Source organism: Cohaesibacter intestini (assembly GCF_003324485.1).
Taxonomy (GTDB): domain Bacteria; phylum Pseudomonadota; class Alphaproteobacteria; order Rhizobiales; family Cohaesibacteraceae; genus Cohaesibacter; species Cohaesibacter intestini.
In genome coordinates, this window is the sequence record NZ_QODK01000002.1 from 932,429 (window position 1) to 953,140 (window position 20,712).

Sequence of the window (20,712 nt, forward strand, 5' to 3'; positions counted from 1 at the left end):
TCACTCCCCGGCCAATGCTTTGAGCTGCCCCGGCAGGGCATTCGCCCATGCGGTGATGTTGCCAGCCCCGAGGCAGACCACATAATCTCCCGGCTCGGCCATATCACGGATGCGTTCTGCCAGAACCTCCGGCGCGCCCATCAAGGAGGCATGGCGATGACCGTGGCTCTTCAACCCAGTCACCAAAGCCTCGGCACTTGCGCCCTCAATCGGCTGTTCACCGGCTTCATAGACATCAGCCACCAACACACGATCAGCAACATTCAAACAGGTGCAGAAATCCTCGAAATGGTCGCGCAAGCGGCTATAGCGGTGCGGTTGCATCACGGCGATCACCTTGCCCTGACTGGCCTGACGGGCCGCCTGCATCACCGCCGAAATCTCGACCGGGTGATGGGCATAATCGTCAATCACTTCGATGCCGTTCCAACTGCCTGTACGGGTAAAGCGCCGTTTGACGCCCCCAAAGCTCGACAGGCCTCGACGGATCGCCTCACCCGAAATACCCAATTGATGGGCAACCGCAATCGCGGCGGTGGCGTTTGCCACATTATGCTCGCCGGGCATCGGCAGGCTAAGGCCAGTAATTTCTTCGCTCGTTCCGGTCTGGCGATTGCTGATGACAATCGAGAAACGGCTGACGCCGCCTTCCGAGCGCAAATCCTTGTAACGCACATCGGCCTGCGGATTGGTGCCGTAAGTGACGATCCGGCGATCCTCAATCTGGCCGACCAGAGCCTGCACTTCCGGGTGATCAAGGCACATGGCCGCAAAGCCATAGAAAGGGACATTTTCGACAAAGGCGGTAAAGGCAGCCTTCACCGCGGCAAAGTCACCATAATGATCCAGATGCTCAGCGTCGATGTTGGTCACCACCGCGATATCGGCGGGCAACTTGACGAAAGTGCCATCGGATTCGTCGGCCTCAACGACCATCCAGTCGCCCTCACCCATCCGCGCATTGGTGCCATAGGCATTGATGATCCCGCCATTGATCACGGTCGGGTCCATCCCGCCCGCATCCAGCAAGGCCGAGACCAGCGAGGTGGTCGTCGTTTTGCCGTGGGTGCCGCCAATCGCGATGGCTGATTTGAAGCGCATCAATTCGGCCAGCATTTCGGCCCGTCGGACCACAGGCAACAACCGTGCGCGCGCCTCGACCAACTCGGGATTGTCCGCCTTGATTGCCGAAGACACCACGACGACTTCCGCATTGGCGATATTCTCCGCAGCATGGCCGATGGCCACCTGAATGCCCTTGTTCCGCAACCGCAACACATTGGCGCTTTCGGCAATGTCACTGCCCTGCACGGTATAGCCCAGCTTCACCAGCACCTCGGCAATGCCTGACATCCCGATCCCGCCAATCCCGACAAAATGCACCGGGCCGATATTTTGAGGCATTTTCATTTGGCAACTCCTGTTGTCTCGGCCACGCTCGCGACAAGATCAGCCAGTCGGTCGGCAGCATCCAGCTTGCCTTCCTTGCGCGCAGCCTCGGCTGCTGCGTTCAGCTTGTCGGGATGGGCAAAAAGTTCTTCCAGCAAATCAGAAATATCATTGGGGCGAAGGCCGCGCTGTTCCATCATCCAGGCACCGCCCACCTTGACGAGCACGGAGGCATTGGCTTTCTGGTCCTGATCAAGCGCGCCGGGCAACGGCACAAGGATTGACGGGCGGCCAATCGCCGCCAACTCGCCAACCGATGACGCCCCTGAGCGGCAAATGACCAGATGGGCCTTGGCGATTTTTTGCGGCATGTCAGCAAAGAAAGGCGCAAGCTCAGCATCCAGTCCCAGCTCGCGATAGCCAACCTTGACCTTCAACAGATCCTCAGGTCGACATTGCTGCACCAGCTTGATCCGGGCGCGCATATCCTGCGGCAACCGGCCCAAGGCACCGGGCATATATTCCGAGAAAAACCGCGCCCCTTGCGAGCCACCAAACACCACCAACCGGATTTCGCTATCAGCGCTCAGCGGCGCATAGGGCAATTTAGCGGCTTCCTCGACCATCGGCCGCACCGGATTGCCGGTCAGCGTGGTCTTGGCCTCCAGCCCTTCGGCCCCTTTGAGGATCGGGAAGCTCGCAGCAATTGCTTTGGCGCCCTTGGCCAGCATCCGGTTGGCGCGGCCCATCACGCCATTCTGCTCATGCAGGCAGCTTGGCACCCCGAGGCTTTTCGCCGCCAACATTGGCGGCACGGTCGGATAGCCTCCAAAGCCAACGACCACATCAGGCTTCAACTGCTTGATCACCTTGCGAGCGGCCACAAACCCCTTGATCAGTTTGAACACGGCCTTGGCCAGGGCAATCGGATTTTTCACTGACGGGGTCGCTGACGGGATGATCAGAATGCTCTCGGCTGGGAAATCATGCCCATATTGGGTCGCCCGGCCATCGGTTGCCAAATGCACGTTCCAACCCCGCGCAATCAGTGCATGCGCGAGCGCCTGGGCTGGAAACAAGTGCCCACCCGTGCCACCGGCGGTCAACAAAGCGACTTTTGCCATCAATTCTACCCCATCGGGTTTCTGTTACTGCGCGGATCGTTGCCAGGTCTGCGCGTCCGTCACTTTTGTGACTGATAAAACTGCGACTGCTCCAGTCCCACTTCAGGCCGCCGCCTTGTCAGGGCCAGCAAGAAGCCCATGGCAATCGCGACCGAGAGCAGCGATGAGCCACCATAGGAAATGAATGGCAGCGTCATACCCTTGGCAGGCAGCAACTGCAAGTTCACCGCGATGTTAATCACCGCTTGCAGACCAAACAACAGCGCCAGACCGGAAATGGCCAGCCTTTTGAACAAATCCTGCGTTTTCAGCGCCATCGACAGCGATCGCAACACCACGAAAAGATAGGCGCTGACCAGCAACAGGCAAACAATGATGCCAAACTCTTCAGCCAGCACAGCGAAAATAAAGTCCGTATGACTGTCGGGCAGGATTCTTTTGACCATGCCTTCGCCGGGTCCGGTGCCAAGCCAGCCACCGCGCACGATCGAGTCCATCGCCGTATCCACCTGAAAGGTGTCGCCGGTTTCCGGATCCAGAAAGCGATTGATACGGCCGGTGACGTGAGGCACGAAAAAATAGGCCATGGTCAATCCGCCGACCCCAAGCCCGGCCAATAGGAAAATCCAGAAAAGCGGCATCCCCGCCATGAAGAACAAGCCGCCCCAGACCGAGGCCAACAGCACGGTCTGGCCGATATCGGGCTGGGCCACCAGCAACACCACGGACACCATGAACAGCACAATCGAGAACAGATTGCCCGGAATTTCGGGCCGCCGGTCATTCTCGGCAAACAGCCATGCCGCAAGCACCACAAAGGATGGTTTCAAAAACTCCGAGGGCTGCAGCGAAAAGCCCAGAATGGTGATCCAGCGCTGAGACCCCTTGGCGGAAAAGCCGATAAACAGGGTCATCACCATGCCCACCAACGATGCGATCAGCAAAGCCAAGGCAACACGTCGGATGGTGCGCGGATCAAGGAATGTCATGCCGATCATCAGGGTCAGGGCAATGGGAATAAAGAAGGCATGTCGCTTGACGAAGTGAAAACTGTCGAGCCCCAGACGCTCTGCCACGGGCGGACTCGCCGCCATCGACAGGATGAGACCGGAAAACAGGATCAGGATCAACACCAGCAGCATGGGTCGATCAATCGTCCACCACCATTCGGTCAGAAGATTTTTCCGCGTCCGCCGCATTATGCCTGTCCACCTCTGGCATGGTCGGGATCGACCGGCACGCTGCCGGTTTCGAGATAGGTCACCACCGCCTGACGGAACTGATCCCCCCGGACCATGAAGTTCGGGAATTGATCAAAGCTGGCACAGGCCGGAGACAGCAAAATGGCCACCTCGCCCGCACCATCATGGTCCGTTTTGGCCACAACAATGGCCTTTTCCAACGCGATATCCATATGCTCACACCGGCTGAAGGCGACATTGTGGCGCGCCAAGGTCTCGGCAAAGAGATCCGTTGCTTCGCCGATCAGATAGGCATGATCGACCCGCGGGAAATAATCAATCAGACTTTCGATGCCGCCATCCTTGGCCTTGCCTCCAAGGATCCAGTGGACATGCTTGAAGGCGGCCAGAGCGCGGGCTGCCGCATCCGCATTGGTGGCCTTGGAATCATTGATGAAGACCAGCCGTCCCTCGACACCCACTTCTTCCATCCGATGGGCAAGCCCCCCAAAAGATATCAACGCACGGGACAGGGACGCCGGCGTGATATCAAATTGACGGGCAATCGCCACAGCCGCCGCCGCATTCTGGGCATTGTGGGTGCCACGCAGGGCGCGCGCCTGATCCAGATTGAACAGGAAGTCCCCTTCCATGCTTTGCAGGATGCCATCGGGCGCCGCCATCATGGCACGTTCATTGCCAAAGCCGGAGATGGTCACCACAGGCTTGCCCTTGAGGCGCATATTGGAAGCCACATTGGCAGTCAGCCGATCATCCAGCCCAACGACGGCGAGGTCGGAACTCGTGATCATCCGCGCCTTGATCCGGGCATAATTGAGCAAATCTCCATGACGATCGAGATGATCCGCCGAGACATTGAGCAACAAGCCGATAGAGGGATTGATCGTTGGTGCCAGATCGATCTGGTAGGAGGACACCTCAATCACATAAACCCGGTCCGGCGACAAGGGCTCAAGCGCCAGAATGGGCGTGCCGATATTGCCCCCCATCTGCACATCAAGCCCGGCATCACCAAGCAAATGGCTCACAAGCGCCGTTGTCGTTGATTTGCCATTGGTGCCGGTGATGGCAATGAAAGGGCAATCAATACCCAAGGCCCGGCGCTGACGACAGAACAGCTCCACGTCACCAATCACCTCAACGCCAGCCTGCTGAGCCAGCTTGACGCTCCAATGGGGTTCGGGGTGGGTCAGGGGTACACCGGGGGCCAACACCAGTGCGGCAAAGCCGGTCCAGTCCGCCTTGCGCAGGTCCTTGACGCTCACACCCTCAATCGCAGACGCCTTGGCACAACTTGCCGCATTGTCATCATAGGCAATCACCTGCGCACCGCCCGCCACCAATGCCTCAAGGGTCGCCAGACCACTGCCTCCAAGCCCGAATACCGCAATCGTTTCATCCTTGAAAATGGTAACCGGGATCATGACACTGTTGCCTTGCTGAAAGCTGAAAGGATGGGAAAGCCAGAAAAGCCGGGCACAGCAGTGCCCGGCATAGAGATTAGCGCAGTTTGAGGGTGGCCAGACCGATCAGGGCAAGCACCACCGCAATGATCCAGAAGCGGATCACCACCTGTGGCTCGGTCCAGCCTTTATGTTCGAAATGGTGATGGATTGGTGCCATCCGGAAGACCCGTTTGCCAGTCAGTTTGAAGGAGGCGACCTGAATGATCACCGACACGGCTTCGAGCACAAACAGACCGCCGACAATCGCCAGCACCAACTCATGCTTGGTAGCAACCGAAATCGACCCCAGCATGCCGCCCAACGCCAGAGAGCCGGTATCCCCCATGAAGATCGCAGCAGGCGGCGCATTGAACCACAGAAATCCCAGCCCCGCGCCGACCATCGCGCCACACAAAACCAGCAGCTCACCGGTTCCGGGAACATAATGGATCTGCAAATAATCAGCGAAAATCTCGTTACCAGACAGATAGGCGATCAGACCAAAGGTCGCTGTTGCAATCATTACCGGCACAATCGCCAACCCATCGAGCCCATCGGTCAGATTGACCGCATTGCCTGCCCCGACAATCACGAACAGACCAAACGGCACGAAGAACCAGCCTAGATCAAGCAAAATGTCCTTGAAAAAGGGGAACGTCACCGAGGTGGTGAAAGATGTTTCGCCCAGCTGCGCCACGGCGAAGCAGGCCATGCCCGCAATCACGGCCTCAATCGACAGGCGCATGCGACCTGAAAAGCCTTTGTGAGACGAACGGGAGACCTTCAGGAAATCATCGTAAAAGCCAATAAGGCCAAAGCCGACGGTGACAAACAGCACAATCCAGACGTAGGGATTGGCCAGATTGGCCCACAACAAAGTCGCCGAGATCAGACCACTCAGAATCATCAAGCCCCCCATGGTTGGGGTGCCTTTCTTGGTCAGAAGGTGGCTTTCCGGCCCGTCTTCGCGGATCGGTTGGCCCTTGCCCTGACGCATCCGAAGAGCATTGATAATCATCGGCCCAAACAGAAACACCATCAGCAGAGCGGTGATGATCGCGCCCGCGGTTCGAAAGGTGAGATATCGGAAAACGTTCAATCCCGAGATTTGATCCGAAAATTCAACAAGATACATCAGCATCTGGGTATCTGGCCTTTCTGAAACGCAGCCTGTCCTTTGACGGGCCTATTGTTTGAACTCTTCAAGCAATGACTGAACAATCGGCCCCATCCGGGATCCCAATGATCCCTTGACCATGACCGCGTCACCATCCCGCAGCGCTTCGCACAACGGGGCGACAAGATCAGCAGAGCTATTAGCATAAATGCCCCGCAGTTCAACAGGGGCAATTTCCCATAGGTGAGCCATCATCGGCCCGCAGAGATAGAGCCGATCGATGCCCGCCGACTGGATGGCTGGCAAAAGCGCAGCATGCATCTCTGCGCTCTCTTCACCCAGTTCCAACATGTCCCCAAGAACGGCGATTTTCCGCCCCTTGGTCTCTGAAAGACCAAGAGTCGCCAGAGCTGCAGCAACAGAAGACGGATTGGCATTGTAGCTTTCATCAATCAACGAAACTGTGCCGCCGCGCACGGCAAGATTATGGCGTTCACCACGCCCCTTGCTCGCCCCATGGGTCCCAAGCGCCAGACAAGCAGCCTCGACATCCCCACCAGCAAGGCGCACCAAGCCAAGCACGGCCAAGGCATTCATCGCCAGATGCTCCCCCGCCGCTGCCACATGGCAGGACACAGGCTCACCGAACAAAGACAAAGTCAGATCCGAGCCATCGGCCTGCAAATCAAGTGCTTCCAGGCGGATATCCGCATGGGCGGCACGTCCGAAATGATGGATATGGGCAATGCCGAGATCCTTGGCGGTATCGGTCAAATAGCCATCAAACGCATTGTCGGCATTGAGCAACACCGCACCGCCTTCGACCACACCTTCAAAGATTTCAGCCTTTGCTGCGGCGATCTCGTCAATCGAATTGAAATTCCCGATATGAGCGGCAACAATCGTGGTGATCGCCGCAAGGTGCGGTTTCACCATGTCGATCAGGGTGCGGATCTCACCGGGATGGTTCATCCCGACTTCAAAAATGCCAAATTCTGCATCCTCAGGCATCCGCGCCAAGGTCAGCGGCACGCCCCAATGATTGTTGAAGGACGCATTGGCTGCATGCAGCCGGCCACTTGGTGCCAAAGCCGCGCGCAAGGCATCCTTGGTGCTGGTCTTGCCCACGCTGCCGGTGATGGCAATCACCTTGCCTTTCATCCGCGCCCGCGCCGCACGACCAAGACGCTCCAGCGCCTTCAAAACATCGTCGACAAACACCACCCGCTCGCCAATGTCGGCAAAGTCAGCCCGCTGAGCCTCATCCAGCACCACCACAGCAGCGCCTGCTTCCAAGGCGGTCCGTGCAAAGGCATGGCCGTCAAACTGGTCGCCCTTGATGGCAAAGAAGGCATCGCCTTCACCAATCGTTCGGCTGTCGATGGAAATACCGGTCACATCCTTGATGCCTCCCGGCTGGGAGACCGGAGAGACTGCCGCAACAAAGGCCTCAGTCGTCCAGAGAACACTCATTGCGCTGTCCCCTTCCCGGTTTCGGCCAAGGCGCGCGCCACGGCGTCATGATCTGAGAAAGGCAGCACCTCTTTGCCAATCGTCTGGCCGGTTTCATGCCCCTTGCCAGCCACCAGCAAAATATCGCCCGGCTCCATCATGCGCACCCCGAGGGTGATCGCATCCTGACGTCCGCCAACATCCACCCCGTTGGTCACCGGCGCCATCACAGCAGCCCGGATCAGGGCCGGATCTTCAGAACGCGGATTGTCATCGGTGACGATGGAATAGTCGGCAAAATCATTGCTCGCCTGCCCCATCATCGGCCGCTTGCCGGGATCGCGGTCACCGCCTGCGCCAAAGACTGAAATCAGCCGGTTTTTAACAAAAGGCCGCAAAGCCTGAAGCGCAACGGCAAGCGAATCTGGCGTATGAGAATAGTCGACATAAATCGCCGTCTCTGGACCCGCATGGCCCACCAGCTCCATCCGCCCGCAGGCGCCTTTCAGCTTGGCAATGGCCTCCAGAATGACAGAAGGTTCCACCCCGCCACTATAGGCCATCAGGCCCGCGACCAAAGCATTGGACACCTGAAAGCTACCAACCAGCGGCACATGGCAGGTCACATCGCCCCACAGACCGGACAGAGTCACCGACTGGTCAAAGCCATCAATCTCGATGGCCTCGATCACCAGATCAGCCTCGGCCGCATGCCCCACCGTATAGCAGGTCAACCCGCGCGCCTCGGCAATATCGAGATAGAAAGCCCCATGCGGGTCATCAAGATTGATCACCGCAGCACCACCCTCGCGCACCAAACGCTTGAACAACAAAGCCTTGGCATCGCGATAGGCTTCCAGCGTGCCATGATAGTCGAGATGATCGCGGGTGAGATTGGTGAAGGCGCCAACGTCAACGCTGAGGCAATCAAGGCGCTTCTGCTCCAGACCGTGGCTGGAGGCCTCAAGCGCCAGATGGGTCACCCCTTCCGCGACCAGCCCCTCCACAGAAGAAATCAAACCGACAGGATCCGGCGTTGTCAGGCCACCATAGCTGGTGCCTTTTGGCCCTTCGATGCCGATGGTGCCAATATTGGCCGCAACGGCACCCGCATGGGCCCAAATCTGTCTGAGGAAAGAAGCAATCGACGTTTTGCCATTGGTGCCCGTCACCGCTCCAACATGCTGAAGGGAAACCGGATGCAACAACGCCGCCAGACGGGCCAACGCCAAATGTGGATCAGAAACCCGAACAATCGGCGCTGTAGCGTCGTCCAACTCAGCAGGCAGCTCAGAGGATTGTGCAATGAGAGCAAACACGGCCCCTTGCGCCAGCGCCTGCGGCACGAACTGCGCACCATCCACTGTTGACCCTGGCACCCCGACAAAGACAAATCCGGGCTTCACCGCCCGACTGTCGGCGGTCACGCCGACAATTGTCTGTCCAGAAACAGCGGCAAGTCCGCCTTGTTCAGTGGGCTGTTCCAGCGCGCCCAGCAGTTCGGCCACATTCATCCAACGGCTCTCCGGCTTTCAATTCGCACCCTTGCGGGTGTCAGCTTTAGAAGGATGCAGCCACTGTTGGAACAACCTTTTGGCCAAAACGGGGCTTAACCCCCAAAATTGCGCCAACCCTGCGGATAACTGCTCCTGCGGTCGGTGCGGCATTCACGCCAGCAGTGGCGTAACCATAAGTTTCCTTGATGCCCTTTGGCTCATCCAGCATCACCAGAACCACATAATCGGGATTGTCGATCGGGAAGGCTGACAGGAAAGATGTCAGCAGCTTGTTGTGAGAATATTTGCCATTCTCGACCTTTTCCGCCGTGCCCGTCTTGCCACCAACCAGATAGCCATCAACCCGACTGCGTTTGCCCGAGCCCTTGACCGCATTCAGACGCAGCAAATAGCGCACATTCTCACTGGTTTCCTGACTGACGATGCGGTCACCCTTCGAGATGATGACATCGGCACTGCGCTTGAGGAAGGTCGGCGTCACATAGGTGCCGCCATTGACCAGAGCCGCCGCAGTCGCTGCCAATTGAAGAGGGGCTACGGTCATACCATGCCCAAAGGAAATGGTCATGGTCGACAGATCAGTCCATTTGCTCGGATAGGAAGGTGTGCGTGATTCCGGCAATTCGGTCTGGACCCGATCCAGCAAATGGGCCTTCTGCAAAAAGTCCTTATGGCCTTCACGACCCACTTTCAGGGCCATTTTGGCAGTGCCGATGTTGGAAGAGTAAATGAACACTTCCGGCACGGACAGGATCCGCTTTTTGCCATGGAAATCGCTAATCGTACCGCCCCGCACCCGGATCGGCTGGCGCGCATCAAAGCTGTCCTGCATATTGACGGTGCCTGTATCGAGCGCCATTGCAGTGGTGACCAGCTTCATCACCGATCCCATCTCATAGACACCGGCAGTCATCCGGTTGAGACGGTCCGGCTTTTGCGCATCCACTGGATCATTTGGATCATAATCCGGCAAGGAAACCATGCCGACCACTTCGCCATTCCGCGCATTCAGAACAACACCAGCCGCTGCTTCGGCCTTGTATTTCTCCATGCTTTTGCGCAGCTCGTCACGCAACACATGTTGAACCCGCAAGTCCAGAGACAATTGCACCGGCTTCTGGTCCGCCGTGCGGGCAAAGCCGGTTTCATGCAACACCGACAAGCCGGATTCATCGACAAACTTCTCGATACCCGCGATGCCTTCATTGTCAACATTGACCAGCCCCAGAATATGCGATGCCGTCGCTCCGGCTGGATAGAAGCGGCGATTTTCACTCAAAAATCCAAGCCCCGGAATGCCGGCCTCATGCACAGCCTGTTGTTGCCGTGGCGTGACTTCACGCTTGATCCAGGTGAACTTGCCGTCGCCCGACAGCCGCTTGCGCAGGCTTTCGCTTTCCAGATCTGGAAACACGCCGGTCAGCGCATCCACCGCTTCGTCCACATCGATGATCTTGTAAGGCTCGGCAAAGACCGAAGCGGTCTTGATGTCGGTCGCAAGGATTTCGCCATTGCGATCAAGAATATCAGGCCGCGCTGCCGCCATGGCATCCTGTGCACTGGAGCGGTGATTGGCTTCAGCCGGAGTGGCAAAGCCAAGCATCACCAGTCGGGCAGCAATGACAGTGAAACAAAAGACAAAGACGACAAGCGACATCTGGATACGCACGCCCGTTTCCTTGGAGCGCACTTTGTTGGTGCCGTCAAAATCGAAATTATGGTCCACGGTTCGTATTTGCCCCTGTCGGGCGAGAAGATCGGTCATGGCCCGCCCCTATTCCACGATCACTGCTGTCGGTTGTGCCTGCTTGAGAAACTCGTCGATGGTCGGCTTGTCTGCACCAACCTCTGACGGTTCCTGCACCCGTTCGGGCAAATCGGCAACCGTTCCAATCTGATAAGGCTGCACTTCGCTCAATCCCAGCTGATCGGCGAAGCGCTCGGAAAGCTGCTGCACCCGCTCGGGTCGATTGAGATAGCTCCATTCGGCTTTCAACAACAGCAAGGCTTCCTTTTCGTCCTCGATCTGCTGCTCCAGCTTGACAATCCTGCTCTCTTCCTCTTTGGCTTCATGTTTGACCTGATAGAGCCAAAAGGCCCCCAGCAACACAAAGAGAAACAGAACGGTATTGATGAGTCTGCTCATGATCGGCCTCCTGAGCGGCTCTCCGCCAGCATTCTGGGCAATCCAAGCCCTTTTGCATCCAATGGGTGAGGCGCAGCATCGGTCCGTATGCCAGCCCGCATCTTTGCTGACCTGGACCGTGGATTGCGCGCCAGTTCTACCTCGTCAGGTCCCACCCCGCCTTTCACCGCCATTTCGAAACTCGGGGCTGCGAGATCCTGCTCCGGCATATAACGTGACCCGCCGGAATGGGTCTTGGAACGCTCCTGAAAGAAGCGTTTGACAATACGATCTTCGAGCGAATGGAAGGTCACGACAACCAGCCGACCGCCTGGCTTGAGACAGCGTTCCGCCGCCATCAGCCCGTCGACCAGTTCGTCAAGCTCGCCATTGACATAGATCCGCAGACCCTGAAACACCTTGGTCGCCGGATGTATCTTCTGTGTCGGTTTGCGGCCAATGGTCTTCTCGATCAGGTTCGCCAGATCAAGCGTGGTCTCAAACGGCGTTACCGCACGGCGCTCAACAATCGCTGCGGCGATCCGGCGCCCCTGATTTTCTTCGCCCAACTGACGGAAAATCCGGGTCAGTTCCACTGCGTCATGACCATTGACCACGTCCGCCGCGCTCGGCCCGCTCTGGGACATCCGCATATCGAGCGGCCCATCCTGCATGAAGGAAAAGCCCCTTTCGGCTTCATCCAGCTGCATCGAAGAAACGCCGATATCCAGCACAACCGCATCAAGTGGTGTCAGCCCTTCATCGGCAGCAATATCGGCCAGCTCACTGAAACAGCCCGCCACGAACCGCAACCGCTCGCCATATTTGGTCTGCAGCACCGCCGCCCGATCAGCAGCTTCCGGATCCCGGTCAACCCCAAGCACCGAAGCACCCCGATCAAGAATGGCGCTGGAATAGCCGCCAAAACCGAAGGTGCCATCGAGCACCCATTCGCCGTCACGGGCATCAAGGGCATCAACAACAGGATCAAGCAGCACAGGGATATGACGCTGAGCGTCTTCACCATCGATCATCGCGCTGAGCTCGCTCATGCCTCGTCTCCTCCGCCTTGCCCTTCTTTGGGGGCCACATTTGTTTTTCCTTGACGGATCCTCGACAGGGCAAGCTTTTGCGCTTCCTTGCGATGGACCTCATAGCGATCGGGTTGCCAGAGGCGAAATTTCGTCCCTTGACCGACAAACACCACCACATCCGTGATGCCCGCATATTCCTTGATGCTTTCGCTCAGGACGATGCGACCATCCTTGTCGATCTTGAAAGTCTCGCTCTCCCCCAACAGGGCAGTCGAGAGCATTTCGCGCTCTTCCGAGAAGGGATCGAACTGGTTGAGCTGATCGTTGATTTCCTGCTGATAAACCAAGCCACCGGCCTCGATGGAGACTTGGTCAAGAGAAGGACTGCAAAATAGGCTGTCCTGTCCATCCTGTGCGAGCAACTGCCGGAAGGGAGCAGGTATCGACACACGCCCCTTGGAATCCAACCGGTTCACATATTTGGATACAAATGCCTGCATCCTATCCCGCCTACTGGACCATTTTCGACGCGCCTTGGCTGATCGAAAAATGCCTCACAACACTGAAAATCCAGCGCTCTGCTCCGCCCCGTTTTACCGGTGCGTTCCCAAACCGCCCTCAACGCTCATTGTTTCACTCTTGCCTCCCGATAAGGGAGTAGTCCGCCGCATAGTCTGTGGGATCGAGTCATTTCAGACGACACGACCCCGGACCGCATGGATATGGGATATCATGGGATTATATGGGCGTCAATGGAATCCCATGGAGTCACGCCACAGCAGCCGCGATCTCCCATTTTAAGAAAATTAGCGTTAACAAAGGGTTGAAGCCAATTTGGTCCAAAAGGCCCAAAGGCACTTTTAACAGGTTAAAAACAGGCAAATGGCGTCTGGATTTTGCACTTGCCCGACAAAACCCATGAACAAAACCCACGAACAGAACCCATGAACCACCAGAGAAGGTTTCTGCGTCTTGCGACGCAACCAACTCCGCTGCGACACCCATCAGGAGGCGAAGAAACGCAAAAGAAAGAAAAAGAAGAACCAGTCGGTCTGTAAGCCGGGTTTTGTACGGCGCGGCCCGAGGGCCACACGCGGCAACCATTCATCTGGGGCATCCATTGCTGAATGCCTCTAGCAACCCACCCGAATGACTGGCCTGAAAGCCGGCTGGACTTGCGCCCGCGCCATTCCTATTCGGTTTTGCTCCCGGTGGGGTTTACCATGCCGTCCGCATTGCTGAAGACGCGGTGAGCTCTTACCTCACCCTTTCACCCTTACCCGACGCGATGTCGGGCGGTTTGCTTTCTGTGGCACTTTCCCTAGAGTCGCCTCCGCCGGGCGTTACCCGGCACCGTGCTTTCATGGAGCCCGGACTTTCCTCACCGGATTGCTTTCGCGTGACCGGTGCGGCTGCCCGACCGACTGGTCTCCCGGACCTAAGCCCAATTGCATCGCAGGTCAAGGGACGAAGCGCTTGAGACAGTGCGCAACTGCCGCGACAGCGTTAACAATCTCGGCCTCATTGGATGCCGCATAGCCAAAGAACAATCCCTGCCGCACCTCACAGCGACCGGACCAGTAAAGCGCCGACAAAGGCGTGCACTCGATGCCGATTGCTGCCAGTGCCGCCGCCAGCGCATCATCCCGCACCCCGGCTTCCAGCAGGCGCGGTGTCAGATAGGCAGGCATCTGGATGCCCCCATCCGGCACTTCCGGCATCAAGATGTCACCACACTGAGCCGCCAGAGCCTCGGCCAAACAATCCCGCCGTGCCTGATAGAGCTTGTTCATGTCGCGCACATGGCTGCGAAAATGCCCGCTGGTCAAAAACTCTGCCAACGCCATTTGCACCGTCAAACCCGGCACCCCTCCCATATTGCGCTGCATCCTCCTGACCGGCTCGACCAGAGGCGGCGGCACCACCAGATAGGCAAGGCGCAAGGAGGGCATCAGCGATTTGGCGAAAGTGCCCATATAGAGCACCCGCTCGCCGCGACCCAACCCTTGCAAACAGGAGAGTGGCGCGTTGGAGAAATGAAACTCACTGTCGTAATCATCCTCCAGAACGAATGCCCCATGTTTGGCAGCAAAGGCCAACAGCGCCAAACGATCCTCCAGCGCCATCACCTGCCCGGAAGGGAACTGATGGGACGGCGAAACATAGATCAACCGTGGTACAGCCCCATCAGCCACCAAGTCGTCAAGCCGCTGAAACCGGTCTGCCGCATACACCTCAATTGGCCGGACATCCGAATGCACCCCGCGCAACACCGACAGCATTCCCGCATAGCCCGGCTCTTCATGCAACGCCACATCGCCCGGATCCAGCAACAGGCGCGCGACCAGATCCAGAGCGGCTTGCGCCGAGGAAAAGACAATCACCTGCTCCGCAGACGCAGAAACTCCTCGGCTCACGGCCACATGATCTATCAGCGCCTCACGCAGGTCCGGCAGGCCATAATAGTGAGCATAGCCCCCCAGCAGGGGCTGCTGATGCATCCCCCGTGCCGCACGCCTCAAACAGCGTCCCCACAAGTCATGGGGAAAGTGGCGCACATCTGGCAATCCCGGCTGAAAAGTGTGCGGTGTCGGTTGATCCCGCCGCCCAACCGCGATCAGCGCTTGGGCGCTGCGCGACAAGCGCAGGGGACGCGCCTGCGGCGGCTCCTCTCGCGCCGGGGGCTCGACCGGCACAAATCCCCGTGAGGCTTCGCTGACAAAGGTGCCGCGCCGCCCTTCAGAGCGCAAATAGCCTTCTGCCAGCAGCAAGTCATAGGCAGCCACCACACTGTTGCGTCCCACGCCCAGCTGGGCGGACAGATGTCGACTGGTCGGCAAGCGACTGCCAGCCCCAAGCACACCCGTCTCGATCAGCCCTCTGAGCTGTTCAAACAATTGCGGCACGAGACCCTTCCCCCCGGCACGATCCAGAGTGATGTGACTTGCAAGCATATTGGTTCCTACAAATTGATGCTATTGGATCTTCATTAAGAACCAAAAGCCTGTTTGGATCAAGCCAAACCCAAACAGCACCGCATCTACGCCCGCAAGGCGTCAAGACAAGAGCAAACCAATGAGTGAGCAAACAAGCCAACAGGTTCCCATCACAGCCACCAACAAGGTACGGACGGCCAACCGCGCTAACTATGACCGGCAAACCATTCACGCCATCCTCGATGATGGTCTCATCGCCCATGTGGCCTTTTCCCTCGATGATCAACCCTTCGTTCTGCCCATGGCCTATGGCCGGATCGGCGACCAGCTTTATATCCATGGAGCCAAGGGCGCACGCATGTTCAAGGCCCTGAAAAAGGGCCTGCCGATCTGCATCAATGTGACCATCGTCGACGGCTTTGTCGTCGCGCGTTCCGCCTTCCATCATTCAATGAATTACCGTTCGGCCAATATTCATGGCATCGGCCGTCTTGTGGAAGACAGAGATGAAAAATACGATGCTCTGGTCGCGGTCACCGACCATATCGCGCCGGGCCGCTGGGACGAAACCCGCGAGACCACAGACAAGGAAATCAATGCCACCACGGTGATCGCGGTCGAGATCGAAACCGCCGCTGCCAAATGCCGCGCCGGCATGCCGGTCGATGACGAGGAAGACTATGCGACCGACTTCTGGGCCGGCATCGTGCCGATTGCCACCAGCTTCGGCCCAGCCATTGATGACAGCCGTCTGAAAGACGGCATTCCGGTCGCCGACAGCATCAAGAAGCTGGTCGCTCGCCGCTAGCGCCTTCAAAAACAGGCAACCTTGCCAAGCTTGACAAGATCTGAGGACAGGTTTATATCCGCCCTCAGGTTGCAGGCACCTGCCGCTCGCAAGGCGACAGCCCATGGTGAAGTCCTGATGATAGATCCGAAATCTCTGCCCCACATGCATTTCATGCGGGTGGCAATGCGAGCCCCATCCTTATTTGGAAATGCGTCTTGTTAGGAGGCTGAGATGTCATCGGACAACTCTTCCCAATCGCACGCGCATAGCCCGTTTTTAAGCGGTGCCCTCAGTGCGCATTTTGCTCGCACGGCCCTACCCATCATTTTCGTGATGGGCATGAACGGTCTACTGACGGTCGTCGACGCCATTTTTCTCGGTCACTATGTCGGCCCCGAGGCCTTGGCGGCGGTCACCCTGATCTTTCCCATCTATATGCTGATGGTGGCCCTGTCGACGCTGGTCTCTAGCGGTCTTGCCAGCTTGATCGCCCGGCAACTGGGCGCTGGCAATATTGATGAGGCACGCGCCCATTTCAGCGGCGCGCACGGCCTCGCTCTACTGATCGGCTTCTTCTTCATCGCCAGCTATCTCGCATTTGGCAAGGAACTGACCCTCATCGCCGCCAATGGGTCAGAAACACTTGCCCATCTTGGCACGATCTATTTGCGCATCATGGTCTTTGCCACACCGATGGTCATGGTCCTCTCGCTCCATGTCGATACCTTGCGCAATGAGGGCTTTGCTCCCATCATGGCTGCAATGAGCCTATTGGTGTCCCTTGCCAATATCGGCTTCAACGCCCTGTTCATCATCCACTATGATTTGGGCATTGCAGGCTCGGCCTATGGCACCCTAGCTGCACAATCTCTGGCATTCACAATCATTCTCGGCTTTCGCCATTGGGGGCCAAGTGCCTTCAAGCCAATGGGTCTGATGCGCCATTCGCTTGCCACGGGCTGGCGGCAGATTCTGGCGCTTGGCGCAACGCAAAGCTTTGGCTTTATCGGCATGTCGCTCATCGCCACAGCCACGATCACCGCCTTGCAACTGGTCAACACCAGCCACTATGGCGAAACCATCTCGGCTTATGGCATCATCACCCGCATGATGACCTTCTATTTCCTGCCTCTGTTAGGAATGGGACAAGCCATGCAGTCGATTCTCGGATCCAACTTTGGTGCCGCCCTTTGGCATCGCTCCGACCATGCCTTGCGCATCGCGCTTGGTGTAGCATTGATCTACAGCCTGCTGGCTCAGGCTCTATTCATGCTCGCACCCGGCATGCTTGCCAGCCTGTTCATCTCCGAGCAAGGGGTGATTGACGAGATGATCCGCATCCTGCCCAAGACAACCATGATGATGTTTACGGCAGGGCCACTCTTCATTCTGGCAACCTATTTTCAGGCCATCGGCGACGTGCCACGCGCAGCGATCCTCAGCCTGATGAAAACCTACTGCCTGATGCTGCCGCTGCTGTTCCTCCTGCCCATGCTGACAGGTGAAATCGGCATCTGGTTCACCGGTCCGCTGGCGGATGCCCTGATGTTGGCCATCACATTTGCGCTGCTGCGTCATGCGGCACGAAAGACAGGATATCAATGGGGTCTGTTTGCAGCCCCCGCAAAGGTGCAATCATGACAAACAAACCCGCATCCATCGATGCAGCCAAGAAACAGGCCAAATTACTAAGAAACAAATTGGCGGACGACGGCACTGCCATCTCCCATTCCAAGTCACTGGAACTGATTGCCCAGCAATATGGCTTTCGGGATTGGAACAGCCTGTTCGCAGACTATGGCAACCGGCCGAAACGGAACTGGCAGGTCGGCGACATCGTGTCCGGCCATTATCTCTCCCAGCCTTTCCGGGCCGAGATCCTCAGCGTCACCCGCATGGGCGACGGCTGGTTCCGGCTCACCTTCAAGTTTGATGAGCCGGTTGATATCATCACCTTTGAGAGCTGGTCCGCCTTCCGACAGCGCACCACACAGGTGATCGGCCCGGATGGCATGACACGAGAGAAGACATCGGACGGGCGCCCCCACATGGTGCTCGAACTCTAGACCAGCCAGGCAACGAGCCCCCTGAAGCCGGTTTAAAGCTTCGGCATCAGGGTGTTCAGCTTGTAGAGGGTGGTGATCGTCGCGGCGTCCGCCACCCCATCCACTCTCTCTGGCAGGAAATGCATCTGGAACGCCTTGACCACCGCTTCTGTCGCAGCGTCAAAAACACCGGTCACATCCACCCGATAGCCATAAACCGCCAGCATCGTCTGCAAAGCCTGAATCGGCTGCCCCTCATCGCCACGCTGGAACGTTCGCCCCCCTTGCGCCGTTTCCGGCTCTGGCATCAGACCAACACCGGCATCGGCCAGTTTTTGCCACGGGAATTTCGCTCCCGGATCGATTTTGCGTCCCGGAGCGACATCGGAATGGCCCAGCACCCGATAGGCCGGAATATCGTGGCGTGCCATCAAGTCCTGACAAAGGGCAATCACCGCCTCGATCTGCTCCTCGGTAAAGTCTTCATGCCCGGCATTGGCGATTTCGATACCGATCGAGCAACTGTTGATGTCCTTTTCGCCCTTCCAGAAAGCCTCCCCCGCATGCCAGGCGCGCATTTCCTCGGCCACCAGCTGCTGGGTCGCACCGGCTCGGTCGATATAATAGTGCGACGACACTTCGCTTGTCTCATTGCACAACCAGTTGAGCGCCTGATCGTCATCCTCCATGCCGGTATAATGCAGCAGGATCATATCGATTCTGCCATCATTCTTGCGATCACCGAAATTGGGGGAAGGGTTCAAACTGCAAGCGCATTGGGTCTGGGTCGCTGACAGCATTGTCGTCTCCATTCTGTCTTGTCTTGATATTTGTTTCGATGCCTTGTCTGGGACAGGCCACAAATCTAACGCAAGCCGCGCTCCAACTGGACCTGTGACCAGGCCAGATTGATCGCCGCAAGTTTGTCGGTTGAAATGCGGACAAACTCCTCGGGCACACCACGGGCGATCAACCGATCCGGATGATTCTCCCGCACAAGCTTGCGATAATGGCTTTTGATCTCCAGATCCGACATGCCGCGATTGGCTTCCAGGATGGTATAGGGATCCTGTTCATCGGGCTGCACATGTCCCATCTTTATGCGTTCGAAACAACGCTCGGGGATACCGAAAATGTCGGCCACATGCTCCAGATAGAGCATTTCGCGTGCATGCATCACCCCATCGGCGGCCGCAATCATGAACAACCCGTCGATGATGTCTTCGAGCACATCGCGTTCTTCCTCGAACAGATCGGCAATCTGCCGCGCATAGGCGTCATATCCGGCCACATCCTGCTTGGCGAGGTTGAACAGACGCGTCACATTGCGCTCTTCCCCTTCGGGAATTTCAAACATTTCATGAAAGACGAGGATTTCGTCGTGGGTCACGACACCATCCGCCTTGGCCATTTTGGCTGAAAGCGCGATCATCGCCACCGTGAAGGTCAGTTGCTTGCGATCAACACCGGCACCCATGCCACGCACCACCGCCGCCGCTTTGTCAACAAAGGCCGATAAAGTCTCGCTCTGACGGAGCCCGTCAATAAGTGTGCCGATCTGGCTCCAGATACTCATTGCAGTTCCTGATCTTCCCCCAGCTCGCACAAGTCTCGTCCGGGACACGCCCTAAACCCAGACCATAGGCGACTTCACTGGGAAATGCGAGAGTGAAAGCACCATAACGCACATCCACCAACCCATTGGGACAGGCCGGAGCGCGCCCGCGCCGATGCCCCTATTGGCAAGACCGCCACGTCCCCTTGCGGCCATGGCGACCATGATCCAGATGCAGATGATCCTGATGATATTTGTCACCCCCCGGACCGATCACTGTCGTGAAATAGCGACAGGCCGAGCGATTGATCGCCCTGAGGAACCGCCCCTTGCGTCCCATCGAATGCCAGTCATCCTCGATGGTCAGGACTGTGCCATCCGCCAGTGTCAGAGCACTCATATCGAAGGCATTCATCTTGGCATGTTCTGACAGTTTGGCCCCGCGCTTGCTGTTGCGCGTCCGGCAGGAATAGCTCGCGGCCACACGGACCTCAACCACAGGCTGGCGCAGCATCGACAAAGCCATCGGCTGCACACTGTCGGCAAAATAGCGCTGCAACTGTGTCGCCATCACACAGTTGATCTTGGCGTCCGTATTGAACGAAACCGGATTGCGTCCATTGATCCCGGCAATTGTGTAAGGATAGGGGTGACCACAGACCTTGCGTTCCTTGACTCCAGGCAACTCCCGACCGGACACCAGCCCCATCTCCAACACCGGACATTGACCCTCCAAACCATCGAGTCCAGGCAAAACCGCGTCTTCCTGCAAAGCGCCCTGATCAACCGGTTCCAGGTCCGCAACCGCGCTGCAACCAGCCAGCACCATGACACCAACGAGGCCCCACAATGCCGTCTTCGCAAGGTCTATTGCCTTCACCATCATTGGCTTCCCGCTTGCAGCCCATCCAAGAAAGGCGCATCCTGTTAGAGTTTGTTTCGCGCAAGTCAGGCCGCGCAAATGCGCCCAAAAGATGAAAT

At 57.6% G+C, this 20,712-nt stretch carries 18 protein-coding genes and 1 other RNA gene; 3 read left to right on the forward strand and 16 right to left on the reverse strand.

The genetic code is table 11. The annotated features are described in order from the left end of the window. From murC to pdxR, 13 genes are all read right to left on the reverse strand, one after another. Complete coding sequence (gene murC, locus DSD30_RS09845; RefSeq protein WP_114009444.1) at window positions 1-1,410, reverse strand: UDP-N-acetylmuramate--L-alanine ligase; 1,410 nt, start codon at window positions 1,408-1,410, stop codon at window positions 1-3. Beyond that, complete coding sequence (gene murG / locus DSD30_RS09850) at window positions 1,407-2,513, reverse strand: undecaprenyldiphospho-muramoylpentapeptide beta-N-acetylglucosaminyltransferase (protein WP_114009445.1); 1,107 nt, start codon at window positions 2,511-2,513, stop codon at window positions 1,407-1,409. Before murG ends, murC begins: the two co-directional genes overlap by 4 nt. A gap of 59 nt (window positions 2,514-2,572) precedes the next feature. Beyond that, window positions 2,573-3,715 carry a putative lipid II flippase FtsW gene (ftsW, locus tag DSD30_RS09855; protein WP_114009446.1) on the reverse strand — a complete coding sequence of 381 codons (1,143 nt, stop codon included), beginning with the start codon at window positions 3,713-3,715 and terminating at the stop codon, window positions 2,573-2,575. After that, a complete protein-coding gene (gene murD / locus DSD30_RS09860) occupies window positions 3,712-5,139 on the reverse strand; it encodes a UDP-N-acetylmuramoyl-L-alanine--D-glutamate ligase (RefSeq protein WP_114009447.1) in 1,428 nt (475 codons plus the stop codon). Before murD ends, ftsW begins: the two co-directional genes overlap by 4 nt. 76 nt (window positions 5,140-5,215) lie before the next feature. Beyond that, on the reverse strand, window positions 5,216-6,301 hold the full coding sequence (gene mraY / locus DSD30_RS09865) for a phospho-N-acetylmuramoyl-pentapeptide-transferase (RefSeq protein WP_114009448.1): 1,086 nt from the start codon (window positions 6,299-6,301) through the stop codon (window positions 5,216-5,218). 45 nt (window positions 6,302-6,346) lie between these two features. Next, window positions 6,347-7,750 carry a UDP-N-acetylmuramoylalanyl-D-glutamyl-2,6-diaminopimelate--D-alanyl-D-alanine ligase gene (locus DSD30_RS09870; protein ID WP_114009449.1) on the reverse strand — a complete coding sequence of 468 codons (1,404 nt, stop codon included), beginning with the start codon at window positions 7,748-7,750 and terminating at the stop codon, window positions 6,347-6,349. Then, the gene (locus tag DSD30_RS09875) at window positions 7,747-9,243 is read right to left on the reverse strand and encodes a UDP-N-acetylmuramoyl-L-alanyl-D-glutamate--2,6-diaminopimelate ligase (protein ID WP_114009450.1); all 1,497 of its coding nucleotides are present in this window, start codon (window positions 9,241-9,243) and stop codon (window positions 7,747-7,749) included. The genes DSD30_RS09870 and DSD30_RS09875 overlap by 4 nt, the downstream gene beginning before the upstream one ends. Window positions 9,244-9,289: 46 nt before the next feature. Further along, window positions 9,290-11,011, reverse strand: a complete 1,722-nt coding sequence (locus DSD30_RS09880) for a peptidoglycan D,D-transpeptidase FtsI family protein (protein ID WP_114009451.1) — start codon at window positions 11,009-11,011, stop codon at window positions 9,290-9,292. A gap of 9 nt (window positions 11,012-11,020) precedes the next feature. Then, window positions 11,021-11,392 carry a cell division protein FtsL gene (gene ftsL / locus DSD30_RS09885; RefSeq protein WP_114009452.1) on the reverse strand — a complete coding sequence of 124 codons (372 nt, stop codon included), beginning with the start codon at window positions 11,390-11,392 and terminating at the stop codon, window positions 11,021-11,023. Continuing rightward, window positions 11,389-12,423, reverse strand: coding sequence for a 16S rRNA (cytosine(1402)-N(4))-methyltransferase RsmH (gene rsmH / locus DSD30_RS09890; RefSeq protein ID WP_114009453.1), 1,035 nt, complete (start codon window positions 12,421-12,423; stop codon window positions 11,389-11,391). The genes ftsL and rsmH overlap by 4 nt, the downstream gene beginning before the upstream one ends. After that, a complete protein-coding gene (locus DSD30_RS09895) occupies window positions 12,420-12,905 on the reverse strand; it encodes a division/cell wall cluster transcriptional repressor MraZ (protein WP_114009454.1) in 486 nt (161 codons plus the stop codon). The genes rsmH and DSD30_RS09895 overlap by 4 nt, the downstream gene beginning before the upstream one ends. A 539-nt stretch (window positions 12,906-13,444) precedes the next feature. Beyond that, window positions 13,445-13,833: RNase P RNA component class A (gene rnpB / locus DSD30_RS09900), an RNA gene on the reverse strand. 32 nt (window positions 13,834-13,865) lie between these two features. Further along, window positions 13,866-15,359, reverse strand: a complete 1,494-nt coding sequence (gene pdxR, locus DSD30_RS09905; RefSeq protein ID WP_114009455.1) for a MocR-like pyridoxine biosynthesis transcription factor PdxR — start codon at window positions 15,357-15,359, stop codon at window positions 13,866-13,868. Between the two features lie 121 nt (window positions 15,360-15,480). Here pdxR and DSD30_RS09910 point away from each other — a divergent pair, with 121 nt between their 5' ends. The 3 genes from DSD30_RS09910 (at window position 15,481) to DSD30_RS09920 (ending at window position 18,197) form a co-directional block, all read left to right on the forward strand. Beyond that, window positions 15,481-16,149, forward strand: coding sequence for a pyridoxamine 5'-phosphate oxidase family protein (locus DSD30_RS09910; protein ID WP_114009456.1), 669 nt, complete (start codon window positions 15,481-15,483; stop codon window positions 16,147-16,149). Window positions 16,150-16,362: 213 nt separating this feature from the next. After that, window positions 16,363-17,772 carry an MATE family efflux transporter gene (locus DSD30_RS09915; RefSeq protein ID WP_114009457.1) on the forward strand — a complete coding sequence of 470 codons (1,410 nt, stop codon included), beginning with the start codon at window positions 16,363-16,365 and terminating at the stop codon, window positions 17,770-17,772. After that, entirely contained in the window at window positions 17,769-18,197 is a 429-nt protein-coding gene (locus DSD30_RS09920) for a glyoxalase superfamily protein (protein WP_114009458.1), read from the forward strand. The genes DSD30_RS09915 and DSD30_RS09920 overlap by 4 nt, the downstream gene beginning before the upstream one ends. 32 nt (window positions 18,198-18,229) lie before the next feature. On the opposite strand, the gene DSD30_RS09925 is transcribed toward DSD30_RS09920, so the two are convergent. The 3 genes from DSD30_RS09925 to DSD30_RS09935 all read right to left on the reverse strand — a co-directional run bounded on the left by DSD30_RS09925 (window position 18,230) and on the right by DSD30_RS09935 (window position 20,614). After that, window positions 18,230-18,976, reverse strand: coding sequence for a peptidoglycan recognition protein family protein (locus tag DSD30_RS09925; protein ID WP_114009705.1), 747 nt, complete (start codon window positions 18,974-18,976; stop codon window positions 18,230-18,232). Window positions 18,977-19,041: 65 nt separating this feature from the next. Next, entirely contained in the window at window positions 19,042-19,752 is a 711-nt protein-coding gene (locus DSD30_RS09930) for a TerB family tellurite resistance protein (RefSeq protein ID WP_114009459.1), read from the reverse strand. A gap of 160 nt (window positions 19,753-19,912) precedes the next feature. After that, complete coding sequence (locus DSD30_RS09935; protein ID WP_157967637.1) at window positions 19,913-20,614, reverse strand: extensin-like domain-containing protein; 702 nt, start codon at window positions 20,612-20,614, stop codon at window positions 19,913-19,915. Between the last annotated feature and the right edge of the window lie 98 nt (window positions 20,615-20,712).

Excerpts from the sequence above, each read along its gene's own strand:
- rsmH (WP_114009453.1), bottom strand. The coding sequence starts at position 12,423 with ATGAGCGAGCTCAGCGCGATGATCGATGGTGAAGACGCTCAGCGTCAT.
- DSD30_RS09880 (WP_114009451.1), bottom strand. The coding sequence starts at position 11,011 with ATGACCGATCTTCTCGCCCGACAGGGGCAAATACGAACCGTGGACCAT.
- DSD30_RS09925 (WP_114009705.1), bottom strand. The coding sequence starts at position 18,976 with ATGCTGTCAGCGACCCAGACCCAATGCGCTTGCAGTTTGAACCCTTCC.
- DSD30_RS09910 (WP_114009456.1), top strand. The coding sequence starts at position 15,481 with ATGAGTGAGCAAACAAGCCAACAGGTTCCCATCACAGCCACCAACAAG.
- DSD30_RS09920 (WP_114009458.1), top strand. The coding sequence starts at position 17,769 with ATGACAAACAAACCCGCATCCATCGATGCAGCCAAGAAACAGGCCAAA.
- DSD30_RS09935 (WP_157967637.1), bottom strand. The coding sequence starts at position 20,614 with ATGGTGAAGGCAATAGACCTTGCGAAGACGGCATTGTGGGGCCTCGTT.
- DSD30_RS09870 (WP_114009449.1), bottom strand. The coding sequence starts at position 7,750 with ATGAGTGTTCTCTGGACGACTGAGGCCTTTGTTGCGGCAGTCTCTCCG.
- ftsL (WP_114009452.1), bottom strand. The coding sequence starts at position 11,392 with ATGAGCAGACTCATCAATACCGTTCTGTTTCTCTTTGTGTTGCTGGGG.
- murC (WP_114009444.1), bottom strand. The coding sequence starts at position 1,410 with ATGAAAATGCCTCAAAATATCGGCCCGGTGCATTTTGTCGGGATTGGC.
- DSD30_RS09895 (WP_114009454.1), bottom strand. The coding sequence starts at position 12,905 with ATGCAGGCATTTGTATCCAAATATGTGAACCGGTTGGATTCCAAGGGG.
- DSD30_RS09875 (WP_114009450.1), bottom strand. The coding sequence starts at position 9,243 with ATGAATGTGGCCGAACTGCTGGGCGCGCTGGAACAGCCCACTGAACAA.
- murD (WP_114009447.1), bottom strand. The coding sequence starts at position 5,139 with ATGATCCCGGTTACCATTTTCAAGGATGAAACGATTGCGGTATTCGGG.
- DSD30_RS09930 (WP_114009459.1), bottom strand. The coding sequence starts at position 19,752 with ATGAGTATCTGGAGCCAGATCGGCACACTTATTGACGGGCTCCGTCAG.
- DSD30_RS09915 (WP_114009457.1), top strand. The coding sequence starts at position 16,363 with ATGTCATCGGACAACTCTTCCCAATCGCACGCGCATAGCCCGTTTTTA.
- pdxR (WP_114009455.1), bottom strand. The coding sequence starts at position 15,359 with ATGCTTGCAAGTCACATCACTCTGGATCGTGCCGGGGGGAAGGGTCTC.
- murG (WP_114009445.1), bottom strand. The coding sequence starts at position 2,513 with ATGGCAAAAGTCGCTTTGTTGACCGCCGGTGGCACGGGTGGGCACTTG.
- mraY (WP_114009448.1), bottom strand. The coding sequence starts at position 6,301 with ATGCTGATGTATCTTGTTGAATTTTCGGATCAAATCTCGGGATTGAAC.